General features: G+C 45.3%; 25 protein-coding genes, 2 tRNA genes and 2 pseudogenes. 5 read left to right on the forward strand and 24 right to left on the reverse strand.

Annotated features, from left to right (window positions below; genetic code table 11):
- Positions 1–17: 17 nt before the first annotated feature.
- Positions 18–275: a hypothetical protein gene (locus DXE37_RS10880; protein ID WP_162786111.1), complete on the forward strand. Its 258-nt coding sequence runs from the start codon at positions 18–20 to the stop codon at positions 273–275.
- Here the strand turns inward: DXE37_RS10880 and dnaB are convergent.
- The 9 genes from dnaB to DXE37_RS11755 form a co-directional block, all read right to left on the reverse strand.
- Entirely contained in the window at positions 272–1,711 is a 1,440-nt protein-coding gene (dnaB, locus tag DXE37_RS08615; protein WP_415066967.1) for a replicative DNA helicase, read from the reverse strand. The genes DXE37_RS10880 and dnaB overlap by 4 nt on opposite strands.
- A 25-nt stretch (positions 1,712–1,736) precedes the next feature.
- Positions 1,737–2,189: a 50S ribosomal protein L9 gene (rplI, locus tag DXE37_RS08620; protein ID WP_114637204.1), complete on the reverse strand. Its 453-nt coding sequence runs from the start codon at positions 2,187–2,189 to the stop codon at positions 1,737–1,739.
- Positions 2,190–2,202: 13 nt separating this feature from the next.
- Positions 2,203–2,475, reverse strand: coding sequence for a 30S ribosomal protein S18 (rpsR, locus tag DXE37_RS08625; RefSeq protein WP_076022861.1), 273 nt, complete (start codon positions 2,473–2,475; stop codon positions 2,203–2,205).
- A gap of 13 nt (positions 2,476–2,488) precedes the next feature.
- Positions 2,489–2,782, reverse strand: coding sequence for a primosomal replication protein N (gene priB / locus DXE37_RS08630; RefSeq protein ID WP_114637205.1), 294 nt, complete (start codon positions 2,780–2,782; stop codon positions 2,489–2,491).
- A 54-nt stretch (positions 2,783–2,836) separates the two neighbouring features.
- Positions 2,837–3,217 (reverse strand): 30S ribosomal protein S6, encoded by a 381-nt coding sequence (rpsF, locus tag DXE37_RS08635; protein ID WP_114637206.1) that lies wholly within the window; start codon positions 3,215–3,217, stop codon positions 2,837–2,839.
- Between the two features lie 134 nt (positions 3,218–3,351).
- Positions 3,352–3,570, reverse strand: coding sequence for a hypothetical protein (locus DXE37_RS12970; RefSeq protein WP_231971287.1), 219 nt, complete (start codon positions 3,568–3,570; stop codon positions 3,352–3,354).
- Positions 3,563–3,811 carry a hypothetical protein gene (locus DXE37_RS12975; RefSeq protein WP_231971288.1) on the reverse strand — a complete coding sequence of 83 codons (249 nt, stop codon included), beginning with the start codon at positions 3,809–3,811 and terminating at the stop codon, positions 3,563–3,565. The genes DXE37_RS12970 and DXE37_RS12975 overlap by 8 nt, the downstream gene beginning before the upstream one ends.
- A 169-nt stretch (positions 3,812–3,980) precedes the next feature.
- Entirely contained in the window at positions 3,981–4,058 is a 78-nt protein-coding gene (locus DXE37_RS14430; RefSeq protein WP_415067149.1) for a hypothetical protein, read from the reverse strand.
- Positions 4,037–4,435, reverse strand: coding sequence for an asparaginase domain-containing protein (locus DXE37_RS11755; RefSeq protein ID WP_197713184.1), 399 nt, complete (start codon positions 4,433–4,435; stop codon positions 4,037–4,039). Before DXE37_RS11755 ends, DXE37_RS14430 begins: the two co-directional genes overlap by 22 nt.
- Before the next feature lie 60 nt (positions 4,436–4,495).
- Here DXE37_RS11755 and lexA point away from each other — a divergent pair, with 60 nt between their 5' ends.
- A complete protein-coding gene (lexA, locus tag DXE37_RS08645) occupies positions 4,496–5,215 on the forward strand; it encodes a transcriptional repressor LexA (protein ID WP_114637207.1) in 720 nt (239 codons plus the stop codon).
- A gap of 79 nt (positions 5,216–5,294) precedes the next feature.
- Here the strand turns inward: lexA and DXE37_RS08650 are convergent, their stop codons facing one another.
- The 5 genes from DXE37_RS08650 to uvrC all read right to left on the reverse strand — a co-directional run bounded on the left by DXE37_RS08650 (position 5,295) and on the right by uvrC (position 8,677).
- On the reverse strand, positions 5,295–5,756 hold the full coding sequence (locus DXE37_RS08650) for a hypothetical protein (protein ID WP_114637208.1): 462 nt from the start codon (positions 5,754–5,756) through the stop codon (positions 5,295–5,297).
- 89 nt (positions 5,757–5,845) lie between these two features.
- Positions 5,846–5,919: transfer RNA gene (locus tag DXE37_RS08655), tRNA-Cys, on the reverse strand.
- A 49-nt stretch (positions 5,920–5,968) separates the two neighbouring features.
- Positions 5,969–6,044 (reverse strand) — tRNA-Gly (locus tag DXE37_RS08660).
- Between the two features lie 116 nt (positions 6,045–6,160).
- On the reverse strand, positions 6,161–6,736 hold the full coding sequence (pgsA, locus tag DXE37_RS08665) for a CDP-diacylglycerol--glycerol-3-phosphate 3-phosphatidyltransferase (RefSeq protein WP_114637209.1): 576 nt from the start codon (positions 6,734–6,736) through the stop codon (positions 6,161–6,163).
- A 30-nt stretch (positions 6,737–6,766) separates the two neighbouring features.
- Entirely contained in the window at positions 6,767–8,677 is a 1,911-nt protein-coding gene (uvrC, locus tag DXE37_RS08670; protein ID WP_114637210.1) for an excinuclease ABC subunit UvrC, read from the reverse strand.
- Between uvrC and earP the strand changes: the two genes are divergently transcribed.
- From earP to DXE37_RS08685, 3 genes are all read left to right on the forward strand, one after another.
- A complete protein-coding gene (gene earP / locus DXE37_RS08675; protein ID WP_114637211.1) occupies positions 8,676–9,746 on the forward strand; it encodes an elongation factor P maturation arginine rhamnosyltransferase EarP in 1,071 nt (356 codons plus the stop codon). The two genes, uvrC and earP, sit on opposite strands and share 2 nt — an antisense overlap.
- 87 nt (positions 9,747–9,833) lie before the next feature.
- Positions 9,834–10,394, forward strand: a complete 561-nt coding sequence (gene efp, locus DXE37_RS08680) for an elongation factor P (RefSeq protein WP_114637212.1) — start codon at positions 9,834–9,836, stop codon at positions 10,392–10,394.
- A gap of 77 nt (positions 10,395–10,471) precedes the next feature.
- Positions 10,472–11,572 (forward strand): hypothetical protein, encoded by a 1,101-nt coding sequence (locus DXE37_RS08685; protein WP_114637213.1) that lies wholly within the window; start codon positions 10,472–10,474, stop codon positions 11,570–11,572.
- Here the strand turns inward: DXE37_RS08685 and nagZ are convergent.
- The 10 genes and pseudogenes from nagZ to fabF all read right to left on the reverse strand — a co-directional run bounded on the left by nagZ (position 11,478) and on the right by fabF (position 21,689).
- A pseudogene (nagZ, locus tag DXE37_RS08690) lies at positions 11,478–12,556 on the reverse strand (beta-N-acetylhexosaminidase). The gene DXE37_RS08685 and the pseudogene nagZ overlap by 95 nt on opposite strands.
- Positions 12,557–12,565: 9 nt before the next feature.
- Positions 12,566–12,958: a holo-ACP synthase gene (gene acpS, locus DXE37_RS08695; protein WP_114637214.1), complete on the reverse strand. Its 393-nt coding sequence runs from the start codon at positions 12,956–12,958 to the stop codon at positions 12,566–12,568.
- Positions 12,959–12,964: 6 nt separating this feature from the next.
- Positions 12,965–13,716, reverse strand: a pseudogene (gene pdxJ / locus DXE37_RS08700) (pyridoxine 5'-phosphate synthase).
- A 12-nt stretch (positions 13,717–13,728) separates the two neighbouring features.
- Positions 13,729–14,463 (reverse strand): DNA repair protein RecO, encoded by a 735-nt coding sequence (gene recO / locus DXE37_RS08705; RefSeq protein ID WP_114637215.1) that lies wholly within the window; start codon positions 14,461–14,463, stop codon positions 13,729–13,731.
- Positions 14,464–14,468: 5 nt separating this feature from the next.
- Positions 14,469–15,404, reverse strand: a complete 936-nt coding sequence (gene era, locus DXE37_RS08710) for a GTPase Era (protein WP_114637216.1) — start codon at positions 15,402–15,404, stop codon at positions 14,469–14,471.
- Between the two features lie 33 nt (positions 15,405–15,437).
- Positions 15,438–16,178 (reverse strand): ribonuclease III, encoded by a 741-nt coding sequence (gene rnc, locus DXE37_RS08715; protein WP_415067151.1) that lies wholly within the window; start codon positions 16,176–16,178, stop codon positions 15,438–15,440.
- Between the two features lie 23 nt (positions 16,179–16,201).
- Positions 16,202–17,008 carry a signal peptidase I gene (gene lepB / locus DXE37_RS08720; protein WP_114637217.1) on the reverse strand — a complete coding sequence of 269 codons (807 nt, stop codon included), beginning with the start codon at positions 17,006–17,008 and terminating at the stop codon, positions 16,202–16,204.
- Complete coding sequence (lepA, locus tag DXE37_RS08725) at positions 17,008–18,813, reverse strand: translation elongation factor 4 (RefSeq protein ID WP_114637218.1); 1,806 nt, start codon at positions 18,811–18,813, stop codon at positions 17,008–17,010. Before lepA ends, lepB begins: the two co-directional genes overlap by 1 nt.
- Positions 18,814–18,951: 138 nt before the next feature.
- A complete protein-coding gene (locus DXE37_RS08730; protein ID WP_269460333.1) occupies positions 18,952–20,367 on the reverse strand; it encodes a DegQ family serine endoprotease in 1,416 nt (471 codons plus the stop codon).
- Positions 20,368–20,441: 74 nt separating this feature from the next.
- Positions 20,442–21,689, reverse strand: coding sequence for a beta-ketoacyl-ACP synthase II (gene fabF / locus DXE37_RS08735; RefSeq protein WP_114637220.1), 1,248 nt, complete (start codon positions 21,687–21,689; stop codon positions 20,442–20,444).
- Between the last annotated feature and the right edge of the window lie 14 nt (positions 21,690–21,703).

The following is a 21,703-nucleotide window of genomic DNA, read 5'->3' on the forward strand; positions in this document are numbered from 1 at the left end:
TACTAAGGAGAATGGGTATGAAAAAAATCATCATCGCTTTAAGTATTGCACTCAGTTTTGCGATTCCTACCGCGGCCTTTGCCGATCAAGCAGCTTGTGAAGCTAAAGCAGTTAGTAAAGAAGATGGTAAGCCACTCTATGGCGCTACAAAGGCTGCTCGATTAAAAAGTGTGAAGGCGGTAAGTAAGATTACCCAGAGTAATTTTTCTCTGCCTCATGAAAAAGCCTCGCATGCGAGGCTTTTTCTTTATCTGTTTAATTTTGCATTTACTTAGAACGGCTCGTAACCACCAAAAGAGTATCCAATAGACCCCATCGCCAAGTTGTCAAACTTGGTATATGGACCTTGCCAGCTTAAGCGCACTGTACCGATCGGGCCATTACGTTGCTTACCAATGATGATCTCTGCTACACCTTTGTCGGTAGTGGTATCTGGGTGATAAACCTCATCACGATAGATAAACATAATTAGGTCAGCATCTTGCTCAATAGCGCCGGATTCACGCAAATCAGACATAATCGGGCGCTTGTTAGGACGTTGCTCCAGACCACGATTTAACTGCGAGAGCGCCACTACGGGACACTGCAATTCTTTTGCAATAGACTTGAGCGAGCGAGAGATTTCAGAAATTTCTGTTGCTCTATTTTCCGAACCTGAGCCACTCATCAACTGCAAATAGTCAATCACCACCAAACCAAGAGTGCCACCAAAGTTTCTGGCGATACGACGTGCACGTGCACGCAGTTCTAGACTGGATAAAGAACCGGTCTCATCTATCAAAATTTGAGTATTGCTTAAACGCGCAATCGCATCCGTTACGCGTGGCCACTCATCATCTTGCAACTTACCAGTGCGCATACGACCTTGATCAACGCGCCCTACCGATCCAAGCAAACGGGCAGCCAACTGTTCGCCTGACATCTCCATGGAGAACACGACAACTGGTAAACCTTCAGCTAGGGCGACATTCTCAGCAATATTTAATGCGAAGGCTGTCTTACCCATCGAGGGTCTTCCAGCAACAATGACCAAGTCACCTTTTTGTAAACCGCTAGTTTGTTTATCTAAATCCAAGAAACCAGTTGCTATACCCGTAATATCGCTTCCGCCTTGACGGTTATAAAGCTCATCAATACGAGCAACCACGGTTTTTAATAAAGGTTCAATCTCGAGGTAATCAGCCTTACGACTACCCTCTTCACCAATCTGGAGAATACGTGACTCTGCTTCATCCAAAAGCGTTCTAACAGTACGACCTTCTGGCACAAATACAGAATTAACAATGCTGTCAGAAGCTTCAATCAAGCGGCGCAAAATACTGCGGTCACGAACAATATCAGCGTAACCTTTAATGTTGGCTGCACTAGGAGTGTTTTGCGCAAGAGAATTAAGGTAGTCAATACTGACTAAGTCACCACCCTGCTCAGATTTAATCGCGTCATAAACAGTGATGACGTCAGCAGGATGATTGTCGCCAACCAAACGTGCGATGACCTTATAGATCAGAGCATGTTCAGGGCGATAAAAATCTTTGTCGTTTAATACTCCGCCAAGGTTATCCCAAGAGGAGTTATCGATCAGTAGACCGCCGAGCAAAGACTGCTCGGCTTCTACTGAATGCGGCGGAACTTTTAAAGCCTGCACGACTGCATCCCCAGAACCCATCATGCTGGGATTCAGCGTAACGGAACGTGAACGGGATTCAGCCATGAGGCTAGTTTACAAGTTTTAAAACTTAAGCTTGCTCGCCAACCACACGAATAGTGATGTCTGCAATGACGCCGGTATGAACAGCAACCGCCACAGGGTGATCACCAACCATTTTCAATGGGCCGGTAGGCAAACGTACTGAAGACTTCTCAATTGTGAAGCCTTTAGCTTTCAACGCATCAGCGATGTCATGGTTGGTTACAGAACCAAACAAGCGACCGTCAACTCCAGCTTTCTGACCGATTTCGAGAACCAAGTCTTTAAGCTTTGCGCCAACCGCTTCAGCAGCAGCCAATTTCTCAGCAGCCACTTTTTCCAATTCAGCACGGCGAACTGCAAAGTCAGCAATTGCTGCATCAGTTGCACGACGAGCTTTACGTTGCGGGATTAAGAAATTGCGAGCGTAACCGTCTTTAACGCGAACGATGTCACCAAGGTTGCCCAGGTTAATTACTTTTTCTAAAAGAATGATTTGCATTGAGGGCTCCTAATTATTTCTTATGTTGATCGGAGAATGGCAACAAAGCCAAGAAACGAGCACGCTTGATAGCAGTGTCCAACTGACGCTGATATTTAGCTTTTGTGCCTGTCAAACGAGCAGGAGTGATCTTGGCGTTTTCGCCAATAAAATCCTTCAATGTATCTACATCTTTGTAGTCAATCTGTTCTACGCCAGCAACAGTGAAACGGCAATAACGCTTACGCTTGAACAATGGGTTCTGAGCTGGTTTCTTTTTGAAATCGGGTTTCTTTCCAAACGCCATGATGATTTCCTCTTTAATTTTTCAATTGAATATGGGTAATATGGAAAACAAGTCTTTGATTACGTAGAGTCTTGGGCGCTAAGAATCCCTCAAACACTGCTTCAGCACCTAAATCCATTCGCTCTAAATCCTTTTGTACCGGACCGATTGTGATGGCTTCAACGATCATCTGAATTTTCCTTGCCACTCCTACCTCGTTTGCTTGTCCGCTATGTTCTAGCTGGCAATGCATCACCGGTATTCCTGCTGGTGTAAATCGAATCGCGTCTTTAGATACCAAGATTGCAGTTAGGTTGAAATGATTCAACGCCGTTCCGCTTCTCTGATACGCTTTCTAGTCTGTGTATTCCTCTTCAAATTTCTAACTTAGGCTGCCGCTTACAGGAGCGTCGGCTTGGGCTGATTTGCGCGCTTCTTCACGTTGCACTTCTTTCATCATGATGGAAGGCTCTGTTTCAGCTTTCTTAGTCTTGATGATGAGGTGACGCAAAACAGCATCGTTAAATTTGAACGCATGCTCAAGCTTTTCCAGAGTTTTCTGGTCGCACTCAATATTCATGCAAACGTAGTGGGCTTTAGCAAGCTTGTCGATCATGTAAGCCATCTGACGACGACCCCAATCTTCAATACGATGAATTTTGCCGCCCGCAGCTGCTAATGTAGCTTTGTAACGATCGATCATCGCTGGCACTTGCTCGCTTTGGTCCGGATGGACGATAAAGACGATTTCATAATGACGCATCTAACACTCCTTAAGGATAAAGTCACCTGGGCGTCTTGCTAAGCTCTGATGGTTGTGAACTCAGCGCCAATGTGACAAGGTAGTAACAAATTGTAGGTACTGCATACAACACTTTTACAGCCGCTTTTCAGCGCTTACCGAATTACTGACAAGGCTGCTATTCTAGCAAAAAATTCCTGCCAAGTCAGGGATTTACCTGCTGATTGAGCTTGTTTTTCAGCATTCAAGGACAACTGCAGGGCAATTCTGGCCCTAGGAGCCGACAGACTGCCTGACGCTAGGCATCCAGAAATATCGACCTCCGGTAAGTCAACAACCGTTTCTCCCGCCCCGGTTCTGCTTGTTCTAACCAAGGCAATACCGTGCTTGACTGCTGCTTATTAAGGATTCCTTCCAGGCATCATGAAAGCCGCCTATACCCGTGTCCCAGCAAGAATTAACCCCTTCTACCTTGAGTTCAAACCAGTGGGTGATGGTTTCAGAGCGTGCGCCCGCATGGCTCGTTAATATTTCTACCCAAGGCCACTCATTTGCCTTTGGAATGGGCAAATCCTCGATCCAAGCGCCTGAACCGCTTTCACGCCCGAGAGCCAAGATGGATTAATAATCCAACGGAGCTACTGGGTGAAGCCTGAATAGGTGCATTTAGAGCCCTACCGTGTCGTTTTGAAAGATCCATGCCCCATACAACCGCGACCGTCCATAACCGCGTAGATGCCACCAGGGCAATTGTCAATGGAGGTTGAAGCCCAGCGAATTGCATCTAGCAGATTTGACGGCCCATCTGCTTGGGGGCATTAGCTGGCAACATCGCGCCGGTCAGGATGACTCTTTTGCCCAAATTTTGAGCAAATTTTCCACAGGTAAGCTGCAAAAAGACTCCGGTTTCTTCAATCGTATCGGTTCCGTGTGAGTGATCACTATCCCTTTGACCAAGGTGTTATCAATGGCAGCCCTCACAATCTCACCAAGCAGGCTCAATAAAGGCTCCGTGAGATTGCGACTGTTGATATTGGCAACCTGCTGAGCAACTAGCTTAATTTCTTCAGGGATGGCCGATTGAATGTGCGTCAACAAGGAAGCAATTTCAACACGCCCAGCCTCATATTGCATGGGATTTTCATCTGGTCTAGCAGCGATTCCAGCAATCGTGCCTCCCATCATCCCTAAAACTAAGATATGGGGTGAATTTTGTGCATTATTTTGAATTGAGCTCATTCCTTCATTATCCCCTCTAAATTGCTTGATATATCAAAAACTGCTGTATACAATCCCAGTATGGACATAAACACAGTCGATTTCCCGGAGGAGCTGACTGCCCTCCCCAAACTCACTCCGCGTCAGAATGAGATATTGGAGTTAATTACCAAGGCTATCGATGAGAGCGGCCTGCCGCCAACGCGAGCAGAGATTGCGACCCAACTCGGATTTGCCTCTGCAAATGCAGCTGAGGAACATTTACGTGCATTAGCAAAAAAAGGTTATATCAAACTAACACCTGGCACATCACGCGGCATTCGTATCCCGCAACGATTCAATCAATCACATAACAGCAATAAATATCGTCAATTATCTTTGCCATCAGGAACACTTCAGCAACTGACATTACCCTTAATTGGACGTGTTGCTGCTGGATCACCGATCATGGCTGTACAACATATTGAAAAACATGTGCCTATTGACCCGAGCTTATTTAGCAAGGGTGCTGATTACTTATTAAAAGTAAAAGGTATGAGCATGCGTGATGCAGGAATTTTGGATGGCGACTACTTGGCAGCGAGAAAAACGACTGAAGTTCGCAATGGTGACATCGTAGTAGCTCGCCTAGATGACGAAGTTACGGTCAAGCGTTGGCAACAAAAGAAAACTGCCAACGGCATGGTCATTGAGTTACAAGCAGAAAATCCAGACTTCAAAAATATTTTGGTAGACGATCGTCAGCCTAATTTTGCAATTGAAGGCCAGGCAGTTGGTCTGATTCGAGCTGAAGGACTATAAGGCAGCCCCTTGAAACAAAAGGCCTCTTATTAGAGGCCTTTTTTAATTTCATCAATCAGCAGATTGATTGGTAACTTCCTTACTTACGGACAGGAGCTACTACGTTTGCATTCTTTGGTGACGAAGTAATAATAATGACTGATTTTGGTCCGCCGAGAGAACTATCCACAATTTCTACAGTTGCAGTTCTATCACCCTTTGTAAAAACTAAAATACTAGTTTTTGCCTTCACTGCAGTGACCGTTGTCCAACCATTCTTAGGGTACTCAGATTGAAAAAATGCATAAACATCGATAGCGCCTTGCAGAGCATTGACAGTCGCCTTGCCTACCCATTCATTGCCACGACCAATAATGATTGAATCAGATCCGTTTAGACGTGCACCTTGTGGCAATAACATATCGCCCAATAATTGCGTTTGCACTTCTTGAACTTCCTGGGGTGATCCAGAAGGAGAGTCGCCAGAACTGGCGCAAGCACCCAATACAGTTGCCAAAAACAATGCATGGGCGCTGAGTTTAAGAGTTCTGTATTTGATCATGTGCACTTTATATAAAGGTAGTCGACGCTTTTACTCACATTAGTTAAAAGTATTTTAGGTGATGCACCTAATTCGTCAAGACAAATTACTGGAGGCGCGTGAGGGAATCGAACCCCCGTACGAAGCTTTGCAGGCTCCTGCCTAACCACTCGGCCAACGCGCCAAACACTTGAATCAAAAATGGGAAGCTTTTTAGGGCTTCCCATCAAACATGGAGCGGGAAAGGAGGTTCGAACTCCCGACCTATACCTTGGCAAGGTATCGCTCTACCAGCTGAGCTATTCCCGCATAACAGGGCGATAGTTTAACAAACAATCGCAAAGAAAGCATTATTCATTGTAAATTCCAAAAAATGAGGGCTTGCAATTGCCTTGAAAGGCTTTGCTGGTTGGGCTTTTTAGGCTCTATTCAATTTTTCCTACTAGCTGCGGCAGAGCCTTTTTCATGTAGTAGAACATCGACCAAAGCGTTAAAAAGAAAGCGATCCAAATTAACCATGTACCCACTTGAGCGCAATTGAGCCAACCAAATAGAGTGTCATTCAGCAATAAAAAAGGTATTGCAACTAACTGGGCAGTCGTTTTTAACTTGCCGACCATATGAACGGCCACACTTTTACCAGCACCCAATAAAGCCATCCACTCTCTTAATGCAGAGATCGTAATCTCTCGACCAATAATGATGAGTGCCGTCCAAACCTGCACTCGGTCCATATTCAACAACACCAACAAAGCAGCTGCAACAATTAGCTTATCCGCCACTGGATCTAAAAACTGACCAAATGCAGATTCTTGTTTTAAATGACGAGCTAAGAAACCATCTAGCCAATCAGTAATTGCAGCAGAGATAAAGATGACTGCTGCTATCAGATTCTTTTCAAACGGGGTCAGCCAACTATTCGGAAGATAAAAAACAGCCACCAGCAATGGAATAGCTGCAACACGCAACCAGGTCAGGGCTATTGGTATATTAAAAGGCATCCGTTAAGCATAAACCAAGTGGTTAAAGGCCTAGTGAAGCTGGCGATATATTTGTTCGGCAAGCGTTAAAGAAACACTCTCAACGCTAGCCATCTCTTCAATACTGGCGTTAGCAACGCCTTTTAGACCGCCAAAACGCGCCAATAATTTTTGACGACGCTTAGCCCCAACCCCCTCAATCTCTTCCAAACGAGAAATCGTTCTTGTTTTAGCACGCTTAGCCCGCATACCAGTAATTGCAAAACGATGAGCCTCATCTCGTATCTGAGCAACCAATAGCAAAGCAGCACTATCAATACCCAACTCCAGAGCGGGACGACCATCGGCAAAGATAAGGGTTTCTAAGCCCACCTTGCGCCCCTCACCTTTGGCTACACCAGCGATCAATCCTACATCCATGCCAAATTCGGATAGAACCTGGCGCGCCATTTCGACCTGACCTTTACCGCCATCAATCAAAATGACTTGCGGAATTTTTTCTACTGGTAGCTCTTGGAAATTAGCGTACCGCCTATGCAAGACCTGTCGCATAGCAGCGTAATCATCACCCGGAGTTATGTCGTTGATATTAAAACGTCGATACTCACTCGACTGCATCGCATTCTTGGCATACACGACGCAAGAAGCTTGCGTAGCTTCACCAGAGGTATGACTAATATCAAAACATTCGATTCGGAGTTGTTCAAGACTCTCTAAGTCAAGACTCAAGATATCAGCCAAAGCACGCGCTCTGGCTAATTGCCCACCAGTTTCTACCAGCCGTTTAGTCAAGGCAATTTTGGCATTGCCTTCGGCCATTGCAAGCCAGTGGCGCCTTTGTCCCTGAGGTTGGTGCAAGAAAGTAATTTTTTTACCCGCTTGAGCATTTAATAATTCATGTAAATCTTCAGGGGGAGATTCATTCAGTTGAGTCAAATCATCGTTTGCAGATTGCAAGGCGTGATTTAAAACTAATACTGGTGGAATTAAATTACCAGTCGCATTTTCAGCACTCTCTTCAAGATAATGCTGAGTAATAAAAGCTTCCAATATTTCTGCAGAAGATGGCAACTTGCCGGAGGTAGTGCGCAACCCCTTAGGGAAATACGCCCTATCTCCCAAATGACGTCCGCCACGCACCATTGCAAGATTGACGCAAACCATACCTTCCATTTGTGCGACAGCGATGATGTCCACATCACCCTCACCTTCAGCTACCGTATCCATTGCCTGTTGTTGTAAAACACTAGACAAATCAGCAATGCGATCGCGTAGTACCGCTGCCATCTCAAACTCCATAGCATCGCTATGCTGATGCATTTCTCTTTCAAGCTCGGATAAAACTCGGCTGTGATCACCCTCTAAAAATCGAGTAGCTTGAGCAACATCTTGACCATATTGCTCAGCACTCAAACGACCAACACACGGAGCGCTACAGCGATGAATTTGCTGCAAAAGACAAGGGCGACTACGATTCTTAAACACAGAATCCTCGCAGGTTCTCAGCCGAAATACTTTTTGTAAGATCTGTACGCTATTTCGCACTGCCCAGCTATTAGGGAATGGTCCAAAATAATGATTGCGCTTATCAACCTTTCCTCGGTATGAGGCCAACCTCGGAAATTGATGTCCAGTCAACATCACATAAGGGTATGACTTATCGTCACGAAACAAAATATTAAATGGCGGAGCCAACTCTTTAATAAGATTGTTCTCTAGAATGAGAGCTTCGGTTTCGGTTCGTGTTACCGTAGTTTCATAGCGGGCAATTTTGCCAACCATGAGTTCAATGCGCGGTGATAATTGGGTGCGTTGAAAATAACTAGACACACGTTTTTTAAGGTTACGAGCTTTGCCTACATACAGAATATTTCCCGCTTCATCAAAAAATCGATACACCCCCGGCAAACCGGGTAGCTGTTTAACATCCTTCTGAAGGGTTTCGAAAAGCGAATTACTCATGCGTTGGGATATTTTCTGTCAAATCGTAGATAACTTTGGTGATGCCGGTGTTTGCTGGCGTCTAGCCCGAAGCTTATCAAGTATTCATGGACAAGAGGTCCGTATTTTTTGTGATGATTTACCAACCCTTAATTTACTCTCATCAGGCGTAGATTCGTCTGCTAAAGAAAAAATTGATATCCAACCATGGGAAGCCAGTCACAGCAATGCTCGGCATCCCGTGCAAACACCAGGTGTTGTCATTGAAGCCTTTGGCTGCGAACTACCAGAACGCTATTTAGCCAGCCTATTTGTCGCACCCGTAAAACCGATCATTATTAACTTAGAGTATTTCAGTGCTGAACCCTGGGTGACCGAGTTCCATGGCAAAGCATCGCCCCAGTCTCATGGCATTCCAAAATACTTTTTCTTTCCCGGATTTCAGGATGAAGTGGGTGGCCTATTACTTGACCCCATTCCACCTGAATGCAACCTAGTTGAAAAGCACATTCCAAAAGATCTAAAAATCATCTGGTCAAAGCTCCGCCCAAATGCAAAGAGGATGAGTATTTTTTGCTATCCAAGCGCTCCTTTAAAAAAATGGCTAGAAAATTTAGGTCAGCTTGACGAAGATATTGATATCTTGTTGGCACATGGACATGCTGAGCAATTAAATCTCTATGGCGAGCAACCAATCGCATTACCAAATAATTTGCAATTGTTATCGATGCCATTTGTTTCCCAAGATGATTTCGACTGGGTCCTTTCACAATGCGATTTCAATATCGTGCGTGGTGAAGATTCTTTTGTACGCGCTCAGTTAGCTGGGAAACCATTTATTTGGCACATTTACCCTCAAGAGGATCGCGCTCATGAAGTGAAATTAGCAGCTTTTCTGGACCTCTATCTTGAGGAGGCTAACCAAACCCTCCGACTTGCCACGATTGCAGCGATGACCTGGGCAATGCCCAGTGAATGGCTTGATGGCCTGGATGGCTGGAAGACCCATGCAGGGCAATGGCGAGCCCATTTACTCAAAAAACAAGGGGATGGTGGCTTGCCAGCACGTTTAATCCGCTTTGTCGCTTAATCCCAAGCAATAAAGGCTTGCGGGCGGTTACAATCTTGTTTTTGATAAAAACTGCAGAAAAATAGCTCTGCCCCCAGGAATAGCAATATGAAAACAGCACAAGAACTCCGCGTTGGTAACGTAGTAATGATCGGCACTGATGCCATGGTCGTTTTAAAAGCCGAATACAGCCGCTCAGGCCGCAACTCCTCTGTTGTGAAAATGAAATTTAAGAATTTGTTAACAGGCGCGCCAAATGAGGGTGTATACAAAGCTGATGACAAATTTGATGTTGTGATTCTCGACAAGAAAGAATGTACTTATTCTTATTTTGCTGATCCGATGTATGTCTTTATGGATACTGAGTACAACCAGTATGAAGTGGAAGCTGAGTTCATGGGTGATGCACTGAATTATCTTGAAGAGAGCATGCCTTGTGAGGTTGTGTTTTACGAAGGTAAAGCACTTTCAGTAGCTATGCCAAACTCATTGGTTCGTGAAATCATTTACACAGAGCCAGCAGTGAAAGGCGATACCAGCTCTGGCAAAGTATTGAAGAATGCTAAGCTAGCTACTGGCTATGAATTACAAGTTCCACTATTTTGCAATACGGGCGACAAAATCGAGATTGATACCCGTACCGGCGAATACCGTAGTCGCGCTAACTAATTAGTTAACTATCGAACCTAAAAAACCCGGCATGCCGGGTTTTTTAATGTGAGACCAACTCTCATCAAGTCCAAACTATGAATAATGAACTTTCACCATTAATTGACCGCCTTGATCTAGCTGACCTCCCGCAATTAGTTGATTGCGTTCGTCGCTGTTATGGAGATAGCTACCCAAACACGATCATGTACAACATCCGTCAACTTGAAGAAATTATTGAGGACAAGTTGATGCATTCGGTCATTGCAAAAGCACCCAATAGTCAAATCATTGGGCATTGCGCTCTGACTTTTGATGGCACCCACAATGTTTCGTCCGAAGCTGGAAAGATGATGGTTGATCCGAATTTCAGGGGCACCATATTGCCGAAATCATGGCAAAAAAACGTATTGAGATTGCCCAAGAACTGTCTCTGCCAGGGTTTTGGACCGAGTGCGTTACCGATCACCCTTATAAGCCAACATGAGATGATTGCCTTCAACGCGAAGGAAACGGGTTTGTTTATTGGAGACGTTCCGCCAACTATCTCCATGAAAGGATTAGAAAATCATCCAGAAACTCGGATGTCATTGCTGGCTTTTTATCTATCATTAAACGATCGACCACATACCATCTACATGCCCCCTCTGCATGCAGAGCATGCTAAGTTACTGGCTATCGATTTAAATCTACCTCGCAATATTGTGAGCACTAATGTAGCAGCGAGCGGAAAGACAACTTTTCACGCCGTCATTAATTCCAGTATTCAAACTGCAAATATTGCAATTGATCGGATTGGCAGCGATTTAGTTGCCGCTGTCATGCACGAACTCAGGGAGATAGAAGCTCTTAATCTAGTCTCAGTCTATTTAGATATTCCCATCGAACAAGAGACAGCGGCCCATGCCTATCTTGAGCTCGAAAGCATTGGATTTTTCTGGGGATCTTGGATGCCCAATTTTTCAACTGAGGGCAACGCACTAAGACTACAGAAAATTTACCAGTCCGTAGATGTGGAAACGATTGTGTGTGCAAGACCGCAGGGATACGACATTAAAAAGTTTGTTATCTCTGAATGGAGAGAGTTTCAAAAATTAACTAAGTCTACTGAATCAAATTCAACTGTTGCAGCAAGCCCTTGGCATGCTGGTATTCAGACTCACTTTGAAGCACTTCCCATGAGCTTGCAGCGGCAGTAAGCATTAAACGATTTAAACGGGTTATCGACTCGGCCCGCTTCACCTTAGTTACTTTCAATTTAGAAAGCAACTGATCCGCAAGGTCTGGTCGATTACAGATCAATACCGCATCGCAGCCAGCATCTAAAGCCATCTCAGCACCCTTGACCACTGATCCTGCAACGCTAGCACCTTCCATTGAAAGGTCATCGCTAAAGATCACACCCTCAAAACCCAATTCTTGTCGCAAGATAGAGTGCAGCCAAATCTTTGAAAAGCCAGCGGGATTTTGATCCACTTTTGGGTAGATCACATGAGCTGGCATTACGGCAGCTAAACTCAAATCCAGCCACTCATAAGGCTTAGCATCATCATTTAAGATTTGCTTCAAGCTACGCTCATCTACTGGAATAGCCACATGTGAATCTGCCTCAGCCCAGCCATGCCCCGGAAAATGTTTACCGCAGTTAGCCATTCCAGCAAGACGCAAGCCTTCGTTTAAACTTTTCGCCAATGCAAAGACAATTTGAGTATCACGACTAAAAGATCGATCTCCAATCACACCACTACGGCCAAAATCTAAATCCAATACCGGGGTAAAACTAAAGTCGACCCCGCATGCACGCAATTCAGTTACGAGCACATATATCCCACAAGCGGTCGCAGCAGCCATCGCAATAGCAGCCGATTCTGCAGGATGTGATGATGTATTCTTCGCGACCCACAGGTCACCAAGCTTGCGCATGGCCGATAAATGGGGAAACCATCCACCTTGCAGCGCTGCACGCGCCCACCCTCATGATCGATTGAGAGCAGAACATCAGGGCGAAGCTTTCTAATAGCCGCAGTTAATTTAGTCAGTTGCTGACGGTTAGAAAAGTTTCTTCCAAATAAAATCACACCCTCAGTAAGAGGATGAAGAATTCGACGGCGATCCTCAGCAGTGAGCTCAAAACCAACTACATCCAAGGTAATCGGCCCTGGAGCCATCGTTGACTTGCTCATTTTTTCCTCTTATTTTTGAGTGACAATTACATGCGCAATTGCCATATCTTGCTCATCACTGACAGTTACTTGAGCTTCCCAATTTTTCTCTTGCATAAATTGAGCTAGCTTTCCCAAATATGTCGCGACTGGTTTTCCGCTTGGCTCATTTAAAGTTTGGAGTGAACGCCATGTCATAGGCATCCTCATCCCTAATCCAATAGCTTTTGAGAACGCCTCTTTAGCGGCAAAACGTGTAGCCAAGAATGCTATACCCCGCTTGTGATTTCTAGCGAGACGATGCTGAAAAACCACCATCTCGTCTGGCCCTAAAATTTTTTCAGCAAGACGCCCGTTAGTACGATCATAAGCGGCTTGCAAACGCTCAATTTGAAGGATGTCCGTGCCAACTCCAATAATCATTTCAGATCAATCCTGAGAATTTGCTCTACCTTGAGCCATTAAAACTTTCATATCGACGATAGCCTTTTGCCAGCCCTTAAACAGGGCTTCAGCAACGATGGCATGCCCGATATTGAGCTCAGATAATTCAGCAATTTCAGCAATAGGCATCACATTGCCTTCATGCAGACCATGACCCGCATTGACTCTCAAGCCAATGCTTTTCTCCCGAATACAGCAGCCTTACGAATGCGCTCTAGCTCTTTAGCTTGTTCTGGACCAGATAAATCTGCATAACGTCCAGTATGTAATTCCACCACCGTTGCACCGACATCTTTAGCCGCCTGAATTTGACTTTCTTCTGGATCAACAAATAATGACGCTCGAATACCAGCACCTAACAATTTCTTCGTAGCAGCCTTTATCGCTTCGAATTGACCCAATACATCTAGACCACCTTCTGTTGTCACCTCCTCGCGCTTTTCCGGAACCAAACACACATCATGTGAGCGCACCGTGCAGGCAATATCAATCATCTCAGGCGTTACCGCACATTCGAAATTCATACGGGTTTTAATCAGTGGGCGCAGCGCTAATAAATCAGCATCTTTGATGTGCCGACGATCTTCACGCAAATGTAAGGTAATTAAATCAGCACCAGCCTCCTCAGCCAATTGGGCCGCTCTTAAGGGATCGGGATAGACCGTGCCTCGCGCATTACGCAAGGTAGCCACGTGATCAATATTAATGCCGAGTTCCAATGCTGGGAAATGACTCATCATTGTAGATTACTAGATTTTCTTTAAATCTATCAAAATTTGACGGGTTGTTAAAACCTGATCCTGCAAATGCAAGCCAAGCAGAAAACGCATTAATTGTTTATTTTCCGATAGCGTTTCTGGATCAGAAAAATCTCCCACTGCAATTGCTAGCAGAGATTTTCCGGTGAGAACAGGCCAGTGCCCTGGATCATCCACTTGAACAGGACGAACGCCGCGTTCTGGTTGGTAAACATATTGCTCATGAGCTATAGGAATTTCGTTGGTTTCAACGCAGCGATCTAGCGCAGCAGCATAACCTGTCTCTTGAAGTAGAGATAACTCAAATGGGCGCAAAATTTCTTCCAAGCCCTTAGATTCAAACTCTAGATTAGATAGGGCATTAATAGTTTCTGCATAGCGGTCATACAATTTTTCGTAATCGTCCTCGCGCGCCAAAAATTTCATGAGTAACTCATTTAAATAGAAACCGCAAAGTAATGCATCGCCCACTAGAGATGGCATACCGCCCACCCACTCAGACTTTGTTAAGGTACGAAACTCAGATTTACCACTCCAAGAAACCAGTAGCGGCTGGAAACGTTGCAATACAGGCCTAAGGGTTGAGTGTGGTCGTTTAGCGCCCTTGGCGATCAGGGCCATACGCCCATATTGCCTCGTAAAAACATCCAGAATTAAGCTGGTTTCTTTGTAGGGAATGCTGTGCAATACAAAGGCAGGCTCGTCAGCAACGCGAATCGATGCCATTCAGCTTATTCCAGCCCTTGCGCCTGTAATTCGGCACGATCATCTGCCCAGCCACGCTTCACCTTAACCCAAGTCTCTAAGAAGACCTTGCCATCAAAAAGCTTTTCCATATCAATACGAGCATCTATCGAAATCTTTTTAAGACGCTCGCCTTTTTGCCCAATAATCATTGCCTTATGGCTATCACGATCGACCAAAATTGTTGCTGCAATACGACGCATCTTGCCATCCATCTTGAACTGATCAATGACAACCGTGCTGGTATATGGCAACTCCTCACCAGTAAAGCGAAACACTTTTTCACGCAGAATCTCAGCAGCCAGGAAACGCTCACTGCGATCAGTAATAGTATCGCCGTCATAAACTGCTGGGGCTTCAGGCAGATACCCCTCAAGCACATCTAAAAGTCTTTCAATGTCCCCAGGACTCTTCGCACTCATCGGTACGATTTCAGCAAACTCACACTTCTGATCTTCATGTCCACCTAACTCAGACCAGGGACGAGCCATTTCCTTAATAAAACTCAGCAATGCCTGATCGCGCTCGGAGGGCGTCTGAAAACGACTATTAAATAAGTCCAGCTTATTTAATACCAGGACTACTGGCAAATCATCTTGGAGCAACTTCAGCACCTTCTTGTCATCTTCACCAAAGTAACCAGCCTCCACTACGAAACAGGCTACATTTACATTCTGCAATGCAGTTGTGACAGTTCGATTAAGCGCCTTATTCAGCATATTCATCAAGCGCGTCTGAAACCCCGGAGTATCAATAAAAATAAATTGAGCCTCTTCGCGATTCTGAATACCCAAAATCCGATGGCGGGTAGTTTGTGCCTTACGCGAAGTGATGCTAATTTTTTGACCAACTAGAGCATTGAGCAAGGTTGACTTGCCCATATTAGGACGTCCGGCGATGGCAATAGTGCCGCATCTAAACACAATTAGCCCTTCAGCTTAAGATTTAATTGTTCTTCAGTAACTTCTTTTTTGGCCGCTTTTTCTTAGCAGACCGAGTTTTTTGGGTTTACGCGATTCTTGTGGCAATGCCTTCAATACTGCCAGTAAAGCCACTTTTGCGGCAGCCTGTTCGGCGGCACGACGGGAAGCGCCCTCACCTTTTACAGCTACTTTGAGATTGGGAATTAAACATTCCACTTCAAATTGCTGATTATGTGCCGCACCAGTAGTGCCAGTGACGTTGTAGGTTGGCAAAGGCAATTGATAGCTTTGCAAACATTCCTGTAAAAGTGTTTTGTCGTCCTTCCCCAATGTCTTGGGATCAACGTTCGCCAAAATGATGGAGTAAAGTTTACGCAAGCAAGTTTTAGCCGCTTCAAAACCGCCATCTACAAAAATAGCGCCTGTAACCGCTTCTAAAGTATCAGCCAATATAGATGGGCGACGAAAGCCGCCACTTTTGAGTTCGCCTTCACCCAAACGCAAGTAATCTGATAGGGAGAGGGTTTGCGCGATCTCATATAGAGCCTGTTGCTTTACTAAGTTTGCGCGTACGCGAGAGAGGTCACCCTCATCTAAATCTGAATATCGCTCATAGAGCATTTCAGCGACAACACAATTCAAGATAGAATCGCCCAAAAATTCAAGGCGTTCATTATTTTTTTTACTGTGACTTCGATGAGTTAATGCCTGATTCAACAACTCTGGCTTCTTGAAAACGTAGCCAAGGCGATCTTGTAGCGGTCCAGCTTCAATGACGGCGCGCGCATTCATGGTGATTACTCGAAGCCGCCTATACGGCCAAGATTACCGAGATTCAACCAAACAAAAAATGCCTTACCAACGATATTCTTATCTGGCACAAAACCCCAATAGCGTGAGTCTGCACTGTTATCGCGGTTATCGCCCATAGCAAAATAATGGCCTGAAGGCACCTTGCATGTCAAACCAGTTGGTTGATACTGACAAAATTCAAATCCTGGGAAACGCTCTGTTGGAAAGACCGTAGCAGGACGATCAGGATCATTGAGAATCTCGTGACGATTTCCACCTAAATCTGCTGGGAAAGTCTCCGTAAAGCGTTTAGCGTAACGCATGTTTTCGGGATCGAGATAAGACTCACCACCGCTGTACTGCAATGGTTGGCCATTAATAGTCAGACGTTTATTTTCATATGTGATTTCATCACCCGGCAAGGCCACTACACGCTTGATGTAATTCACAGACTCATCGCGAGGATAGCGAAACACCACTACATCGCCACGCTTTGGCGAACCTAGGTCGACAATTTTTTGATTCAGTACTGGCAAACGAATTCCATAGGTAAATTTGTTTGCCAAAATGAAGTCGCCAATTTGCAATGTTGGGATCATGGATCCCGATGGAATCTTGAAAGGCTCAGCAATAAAGGAGCGCAAGACAAATACAGCACAGATTGCTGGGAAGAAACCAGCGGTGTACTCTAACCATAAAGGCATGCGATCGATACCAGCCAATCGTCTTTGCGGAGCAAAATAGAGCTTGTCAGCAACCCATGCGAGGCCTGTTGTAATAACCAGAATAAAAAGGATTAGAGCAAAATTCATTAATCCCCCACCTGCAAAATAGCCAAGAACGCTTCTTGTGGAATCTCCACGTTACCCACCTGCTTCATGCGTTTCTTGCCCTCTTTTTGTTTCTCTAAGAGTTTGCGCTTACGAGAAATATCGCCACCATAGCACTTAGCCAATACGTTTTTACGCAAAGCTTTGACATTTTCTCGCGCCACAATATTGCTACCAATTGCCGCCTGAATTACTACATCAAACATCTGACGAGGAATAATGCCGCGCATCTTAGCAACTACTTCGCGACCGCGATGCTGACTATTACTGCGGTGGACAATGACAGAGAGCGCATCAACCCGCTCTCCATTAATCAGAATGTCGACTTTCACTACATCTGCTGGACGATACTCTTTGAACTCGTAATCCATCGAAGCATAGCCACGTGAGATAGATTTCATTTTGTCAAAGAAGTCCAAAACAATTTCAGCCATAGGCAATTCATAAGTCAGTTTGACTTGACGACCTAGATAGTTCATATCCATCTGAATGCCGCGCTTACCAACGCACAAAGTAATAATTGCACCCACATATTCTTGGGGCATATATAAATTCACCGTAACAATTGGCTCAAGAATGGTGTTGATCTTGCTAGCTTCTGGCATCTTCGATGGGTTATCGACAGACACTATCGTTCCATCAGATTGCTCGACCTGGTAGACCACTGTTGGCGCAGTGGTAATAAGATTCATGCCGTACTGACGTTCTAAGCGCTCTTGCACAATCTCCATGTGCAATAAACCCAAGAAGCCGCACCGGAATCCAAAACCAAGGGCTTGTGACACCTCTGGCTCATACAAGAGTGAGGCATCATTTAATTGCAGTTTCTCTAAAGATTCACGCAATTGGTCATATTCGCTTGACTCCACCGGATATAGGCCAGCAAACACTTGTGGTTTAACTTCTTTAAAACCGGGGAGCGGCTCGGCCGCAGGAACTCGGCCTTGTTGCCCAGGCGAATGCGTAACGGTATCACCCACTTTGGTAGCTTTTAATTCTTTAATGCCAGCAATCACAAAGCCTACTTGACCAGCCGATAACTCTGGACGATCAACTGATTTCGGACTAAATACCCCAACATGCTCAACTAAATGAATTGAGCCATTTGCCATTAAGGTAATTTTTTCTTTTGACTTTAAGGTGCCGTTCACAACACGCACTAACATAACAACACCTACGTAGTTGTCAAACCAAGAGTCAATAATCAATGCTTGCAATGGGTCCGCTGCATTACCTGTTGGCGGAGGCACTCTCACAATCATTTCTTCAATGACATCCTGAACACCTAGACCCGTTTTGGCTGAACACGTCACTGCATCCGATGCATCAATCCCAATCACATCTTCAATTTCTTTTTTGGCGCGATCAGGATCGGCTTGCGGTAAGTCAATCTTATTGAGCACAGGAACTACTTCAACACCCAATTCAAGAGCCATGTAACAGTTCGCAACCGTTTGAGCCTCAACACCTTGACTAGCATCGACCACCAACAAAGCGCCCTCACAAGCAGATAAGGAGCGACTGACTTCATAAGAGAAGTCAACATGTCCAGGGGTATCAATCAGATTGAGGTTGTAAATCTTGCCATCTTTCGCTTTGTAATTTAAAGCGGCTGTTTGCGCCTTAATCGTAATGCCACGCTCTCGCTCGATATCCATCGAGTCCAATACTTGCGCTTCCATTTCGCGATTAGAAAGACCACCACACAGTTGAATAATGCGATCAGCGAGCGTAGATTTGCCGTGATCAATATGGGCGATGATAGAAAAATTGCGGATTAAATCCATAGCGTCTTAATAAGTCATTGAAAAAACGCCTTGTCAGAACGCACCACAATGATGCGCTGCAAAAAGTCGTCTTGAAGAGATTGTAATGGGTGGCGCCCAAAAAAGACGCCGAACCCCATTTTTAACTCCAAAATCAGGTTATTTTGGCCTTACAGGGACTACTAAAGTGCTGTCAGCACGCCTGATGAAGACCGGAACGGCCTTATTGGCATCCAAGCCCTTCACCAAGGCTTCAAACTGCTTTACGCTGGTGATATCAGCATCAGCAACCCGAATAATGACATCACCAGAACGAATTCCAGCCTTAACCAAGGGGCCGTCTCCCAATCCCGTCACTTCAACCCCACCCTTGATGTTGAGATCCTTCTTTTTGGCATCGGATAACTCAGCAACAGCAACACCGAGAGAATTGGCATTATTGCCGGTTGCAGCCGGAGCATCTGACTTCTTATTGGCTACTTGATTAGACTCCGAATCAGCAACGGTTACTGTTAAATCGCGAGCACTCCCTTTGCGCCATACCTGCACAGTCGCTGAAGTGCCTGGCTTTGTCTCTCCAACCAGTCTTGGAAGATCGGTTGATTTAGCAATATCACGGCCATTAAAGCCAAGAATCACATCTCCTGCTTCAATGCCGCCATTGGCTGCAGGACCACCTGGTTCGACATTGCGAACATACGCTCCACGAGGTTTTCCTAAACCCAAACTCTCAGCCACATCTTTGGTCATTTCACCCAAGGCAACACCAATGCGACCGCGAGTCATTTTTCCATTAGTACGCAATTGATCCGCCACGCGCATTGCTTCATCAATAGGAATAGCAAATGAAATTCCCATATAGCCACCAGAGCGACTAAAGATTTGTGAATTTATCCCAATCACCTGGCCAGCAGCATTTAACAGTGGGCCACCTGAGTTTCCAGGATTAACGGCAACGTCAGTCTGGATAAAGGGTAAATAGTCGCCAGTGTCACGGCTCTTAGCAGACACAATACCGGCGGTGACCGTATTCTCAAGACCAAATGGAGAGCCAATTGCAAGCACCCATTCACCCACACGCACCTTAGAAGAATCACCCAAGGGCAGTCTTGGTAAATCACGCGCTTCAATTTTCACAACTGCAACATCAGTGCGCTTGTCCATACCCAACAACTTCGCTTTGAACTCACGCTTGTCAGTTAAGGTGGCATAGATAGTAGTTGCCCCTTCCACTACGTGCGTGTTCGTCAAAATCAATCCATTCGATTCAATAATGAAACCCGAGCCTACGCCCCGATCCGCTTCTTGTGGTTTGCCAGAATTTGGTTTTGGGCTATTAGGAATTCCGGGAATAGGCACGCCAAAAAACCGACGAAAGAATTCCGCTTGCTCTTCAGGCATTCCAGGAATACCTCCTTGAGCCTGCTGAACCGCTACTTTTTCAGTTACGCGGATATTCACTACAGCTGGGCTAGCCCGCTCAACCAGATCGGCAAAATCTGGAATACTGACGCGCGGATTTTGCGCCGAGGCTGTTGGAATCAATGTAGTTAGCCCAAGACTAAGAATAGCCATGAGCGCAATTAAGTACTTTTTCATAATGCTAGAGACCTACTTGGTAAAGACCAACAATAAAGACATTGAAAATATTAGGTCAATTTGCCAAAAATCAAGGTACCGTTAGTACCCCCAAAGCCAAAATTGTTTTTGACCGCATGATCAATCTTCACATCCCTAGCGGTATTGGCACAATAATCCAAATCGCATTCTGGGTCCTGATTGAAAATATTGATCGTAGGTGGCGATTTTTGGTTATGAAGCGCCAAAATCGTAAATACAGACTCTAAACCACCCGCACCACCTAACAGGTGGCCTGTCATTGACTTGGTGGAATTAATTAAGGCTTTCTTAGCATGATCACCTAAAGCAGCCTTAATTGCTTCGGTTTCATTCTTGTCACCCAATGGCGTAGAAGTGCCGTGTGCATTTAAATACTGAATTTGATCTGGATTTAATTGGGCATCACGCATTGCATTCACCATGCAACGACGTGGACCATCCATATTTGGTGCAGTCATGTGATAAGCATCACCACTCATGCCAAAGCCAAGTAACTCACAATAAATTTTTGCGCCACGTGCCTTTGCATGCTCATACTCTTCGAGCACCACGACACCAGCGCCCTCACCTAATACAAAACCATCACGGTCTTTATCCCATGGGCGCGATGCTGTAGCAGGATCATCGTTTCGAGTAGAGAGTGCTCTTGCAGATGCAAAGCCGCCTACACCCAAAGCAGAAATCGTAGATTCAGCGCCACCAGCAACCATGACATCAGCGTCACCATACTGTATTAATCGCGCAGCTAAACCAATGCTATGCAATCCAGTGGTGCAAGCAGTCACCGCAGCAACGTTTGGCCCTTTAAGCCCAAACAAAATACTGAGGTGCCCAGAAATCATGTTGATGATTGAACCAGGAACAAAGAATGGTGAAATACGACGAGGGCCACGAGCCAACATCTCAGCGCTCGTATCCTCAATCATTGGCAGGCCGCCAATACCGGAACCCACCATTACACCAACGCGCTCGGCGTTTTGTTCGGTAATCTCTAAACCACTGTCGCGAATTGCTTGCGTACCAGCAGCGATGCCGTAATGGATAAATGTATCCATATGGCGCGCCTCTTTGGCAGTGACATATTCTTCGACATTGAAATCTTTCACCTCTCCAGCGAAATGAATGCTAAGCGGAGTGTGGTCAAACTTCGTGATGGTAGCGATGCCTGATTTGCCCGCAAGCAAATTAGACCAAGCTACACCAACAGAATTACCAACAGGTGAGATAAGGCCAAGACCAGTGACCACTACCCGACGTCGGCCATTTGATGCTGACACAGCATTACCTAGGC

Source organism: Polynucleobacter necessarius, assembly GCF_900095205.1.
Classification (GTDB): Bacteria; Pseudomonadota; Gammaproteobacteria; order Burkholderiales; family Burkholderiaceae; genus Polynucleobacter; species Polynucleobacter necessarius_E.

Coding starts and splice junctions, on each gene's coding strand:
- acpS (WP_114637214.1), bottom strand. CDS start 12,958: ATGATTATTGGAGTTGGCACGGACATCCTTCAAATTGAGCGTTTGCAA.
- DXE37_RS08685 (WP_114637213.1), top strand. CDS start 10,472: ATGAATAATGAACTTTCACCATTAATTGACCGCCTTGATCTAGCTGAC.
- recO (WP_114637215.1), bottom strand. CDS start 14,463: ATGGCATCGATTCGCGTTGCTGACGAGCCTGCCTTTGTATTGCACAGC.
- lepB (WP_114637217.1), bottom strand. CDS start 17,008: ATGAATTTTGCTCTAATCCTTTTTATTCTGGTTATTACAACAGGCCTC.
- dnaB (WP_415066967.1), bottom strand. CDS start 1,711: ATGGCTGAATCCCGTTCACGTTCCGTTACGCTGAATCCCAGCATGATG.
- lepA (WP_114637218.1), bottom strand. CDS start 18,813: ATGGATTTAATCCGCAATTTTTCTATCATCGCCCATATTGATCACGGC.
- rplI (WP_114637204.1), bottom strand. CDS start 2,189: ATGCAAATCATTCTTTTAGAAAAAGTAATTAACCTGGGCAACCTTGGT.
- uvrC (WP_114637210.1), bottom strand. CDS start 8,677: ATGAGTAATTCGCTTTTCGAAACCCTTCAGAAGGATGTTAAACAGCTA.
- DXE37_RS10880 (WP_162786111.1), top strand. CDS start 18: ATGAAAAAAATCATCATCGCTTTAAGTATTGCACTCAGTTTTGCGATT.
- rpsR (WP_076022861.1), bottom strand. CDS start 2,475: ATGGCGTTTGGAAAGAAACCCGATTTCAAAAAGAAACCAGCTCAGAAC.
- DXE37_RS11755 (WP_197713184.1), bottom strand. CDS start 4,435: ATGAGCTCAATTCAAAATAATGCACAAAATTCACCCCATATCTTAGTT.
- earP (WP_114637211.1), top strand. CDS start 8,676: ATGCGTTGGGATATTTTCTGTCAAATCGTAGATAACTTTGGTGATGCC.
- pgsA (WP_114637209.1), bottom strand. CDS start 6,736: ATGCCTTTTAATATACCAATAGCCCTGACCTGGTTGCGTGTTGCAGCT.
- DXE37_RS08650 (WP_114637208.1), bottom strand. CDS start 5,756: ATGATCAAATACAGAACTCTTAAACTCAGCGCCCATGCATTGTTTTTG.
- rpsF (WP_114637206.1), bottom strand. CDS start 3,217: ATGCGTCATTATGAAATCGTCTTTATCGTCCATCCGGACCAAAGCGAG.
- lexA (WP_114637207.1), top strand. CDS start 4,496: ATGGACATAAACACAGTCGATTTCCCGGAGGAGCTGACTGCCCTCCCC.
- DXE37_RS08730 (WP_269460333.1), bottom strand. CDS start 20,367: ATGGCTATTCTTAGTCTTGGGCTAACTACATTGATTCCAACAGCCTCG.
- efp (WP_114637212.1), top strand. CDS start 9,834: ATGAAAACAGCACAAGAACTCCGCGTTGGTAACGTAGTAATGATCGGC.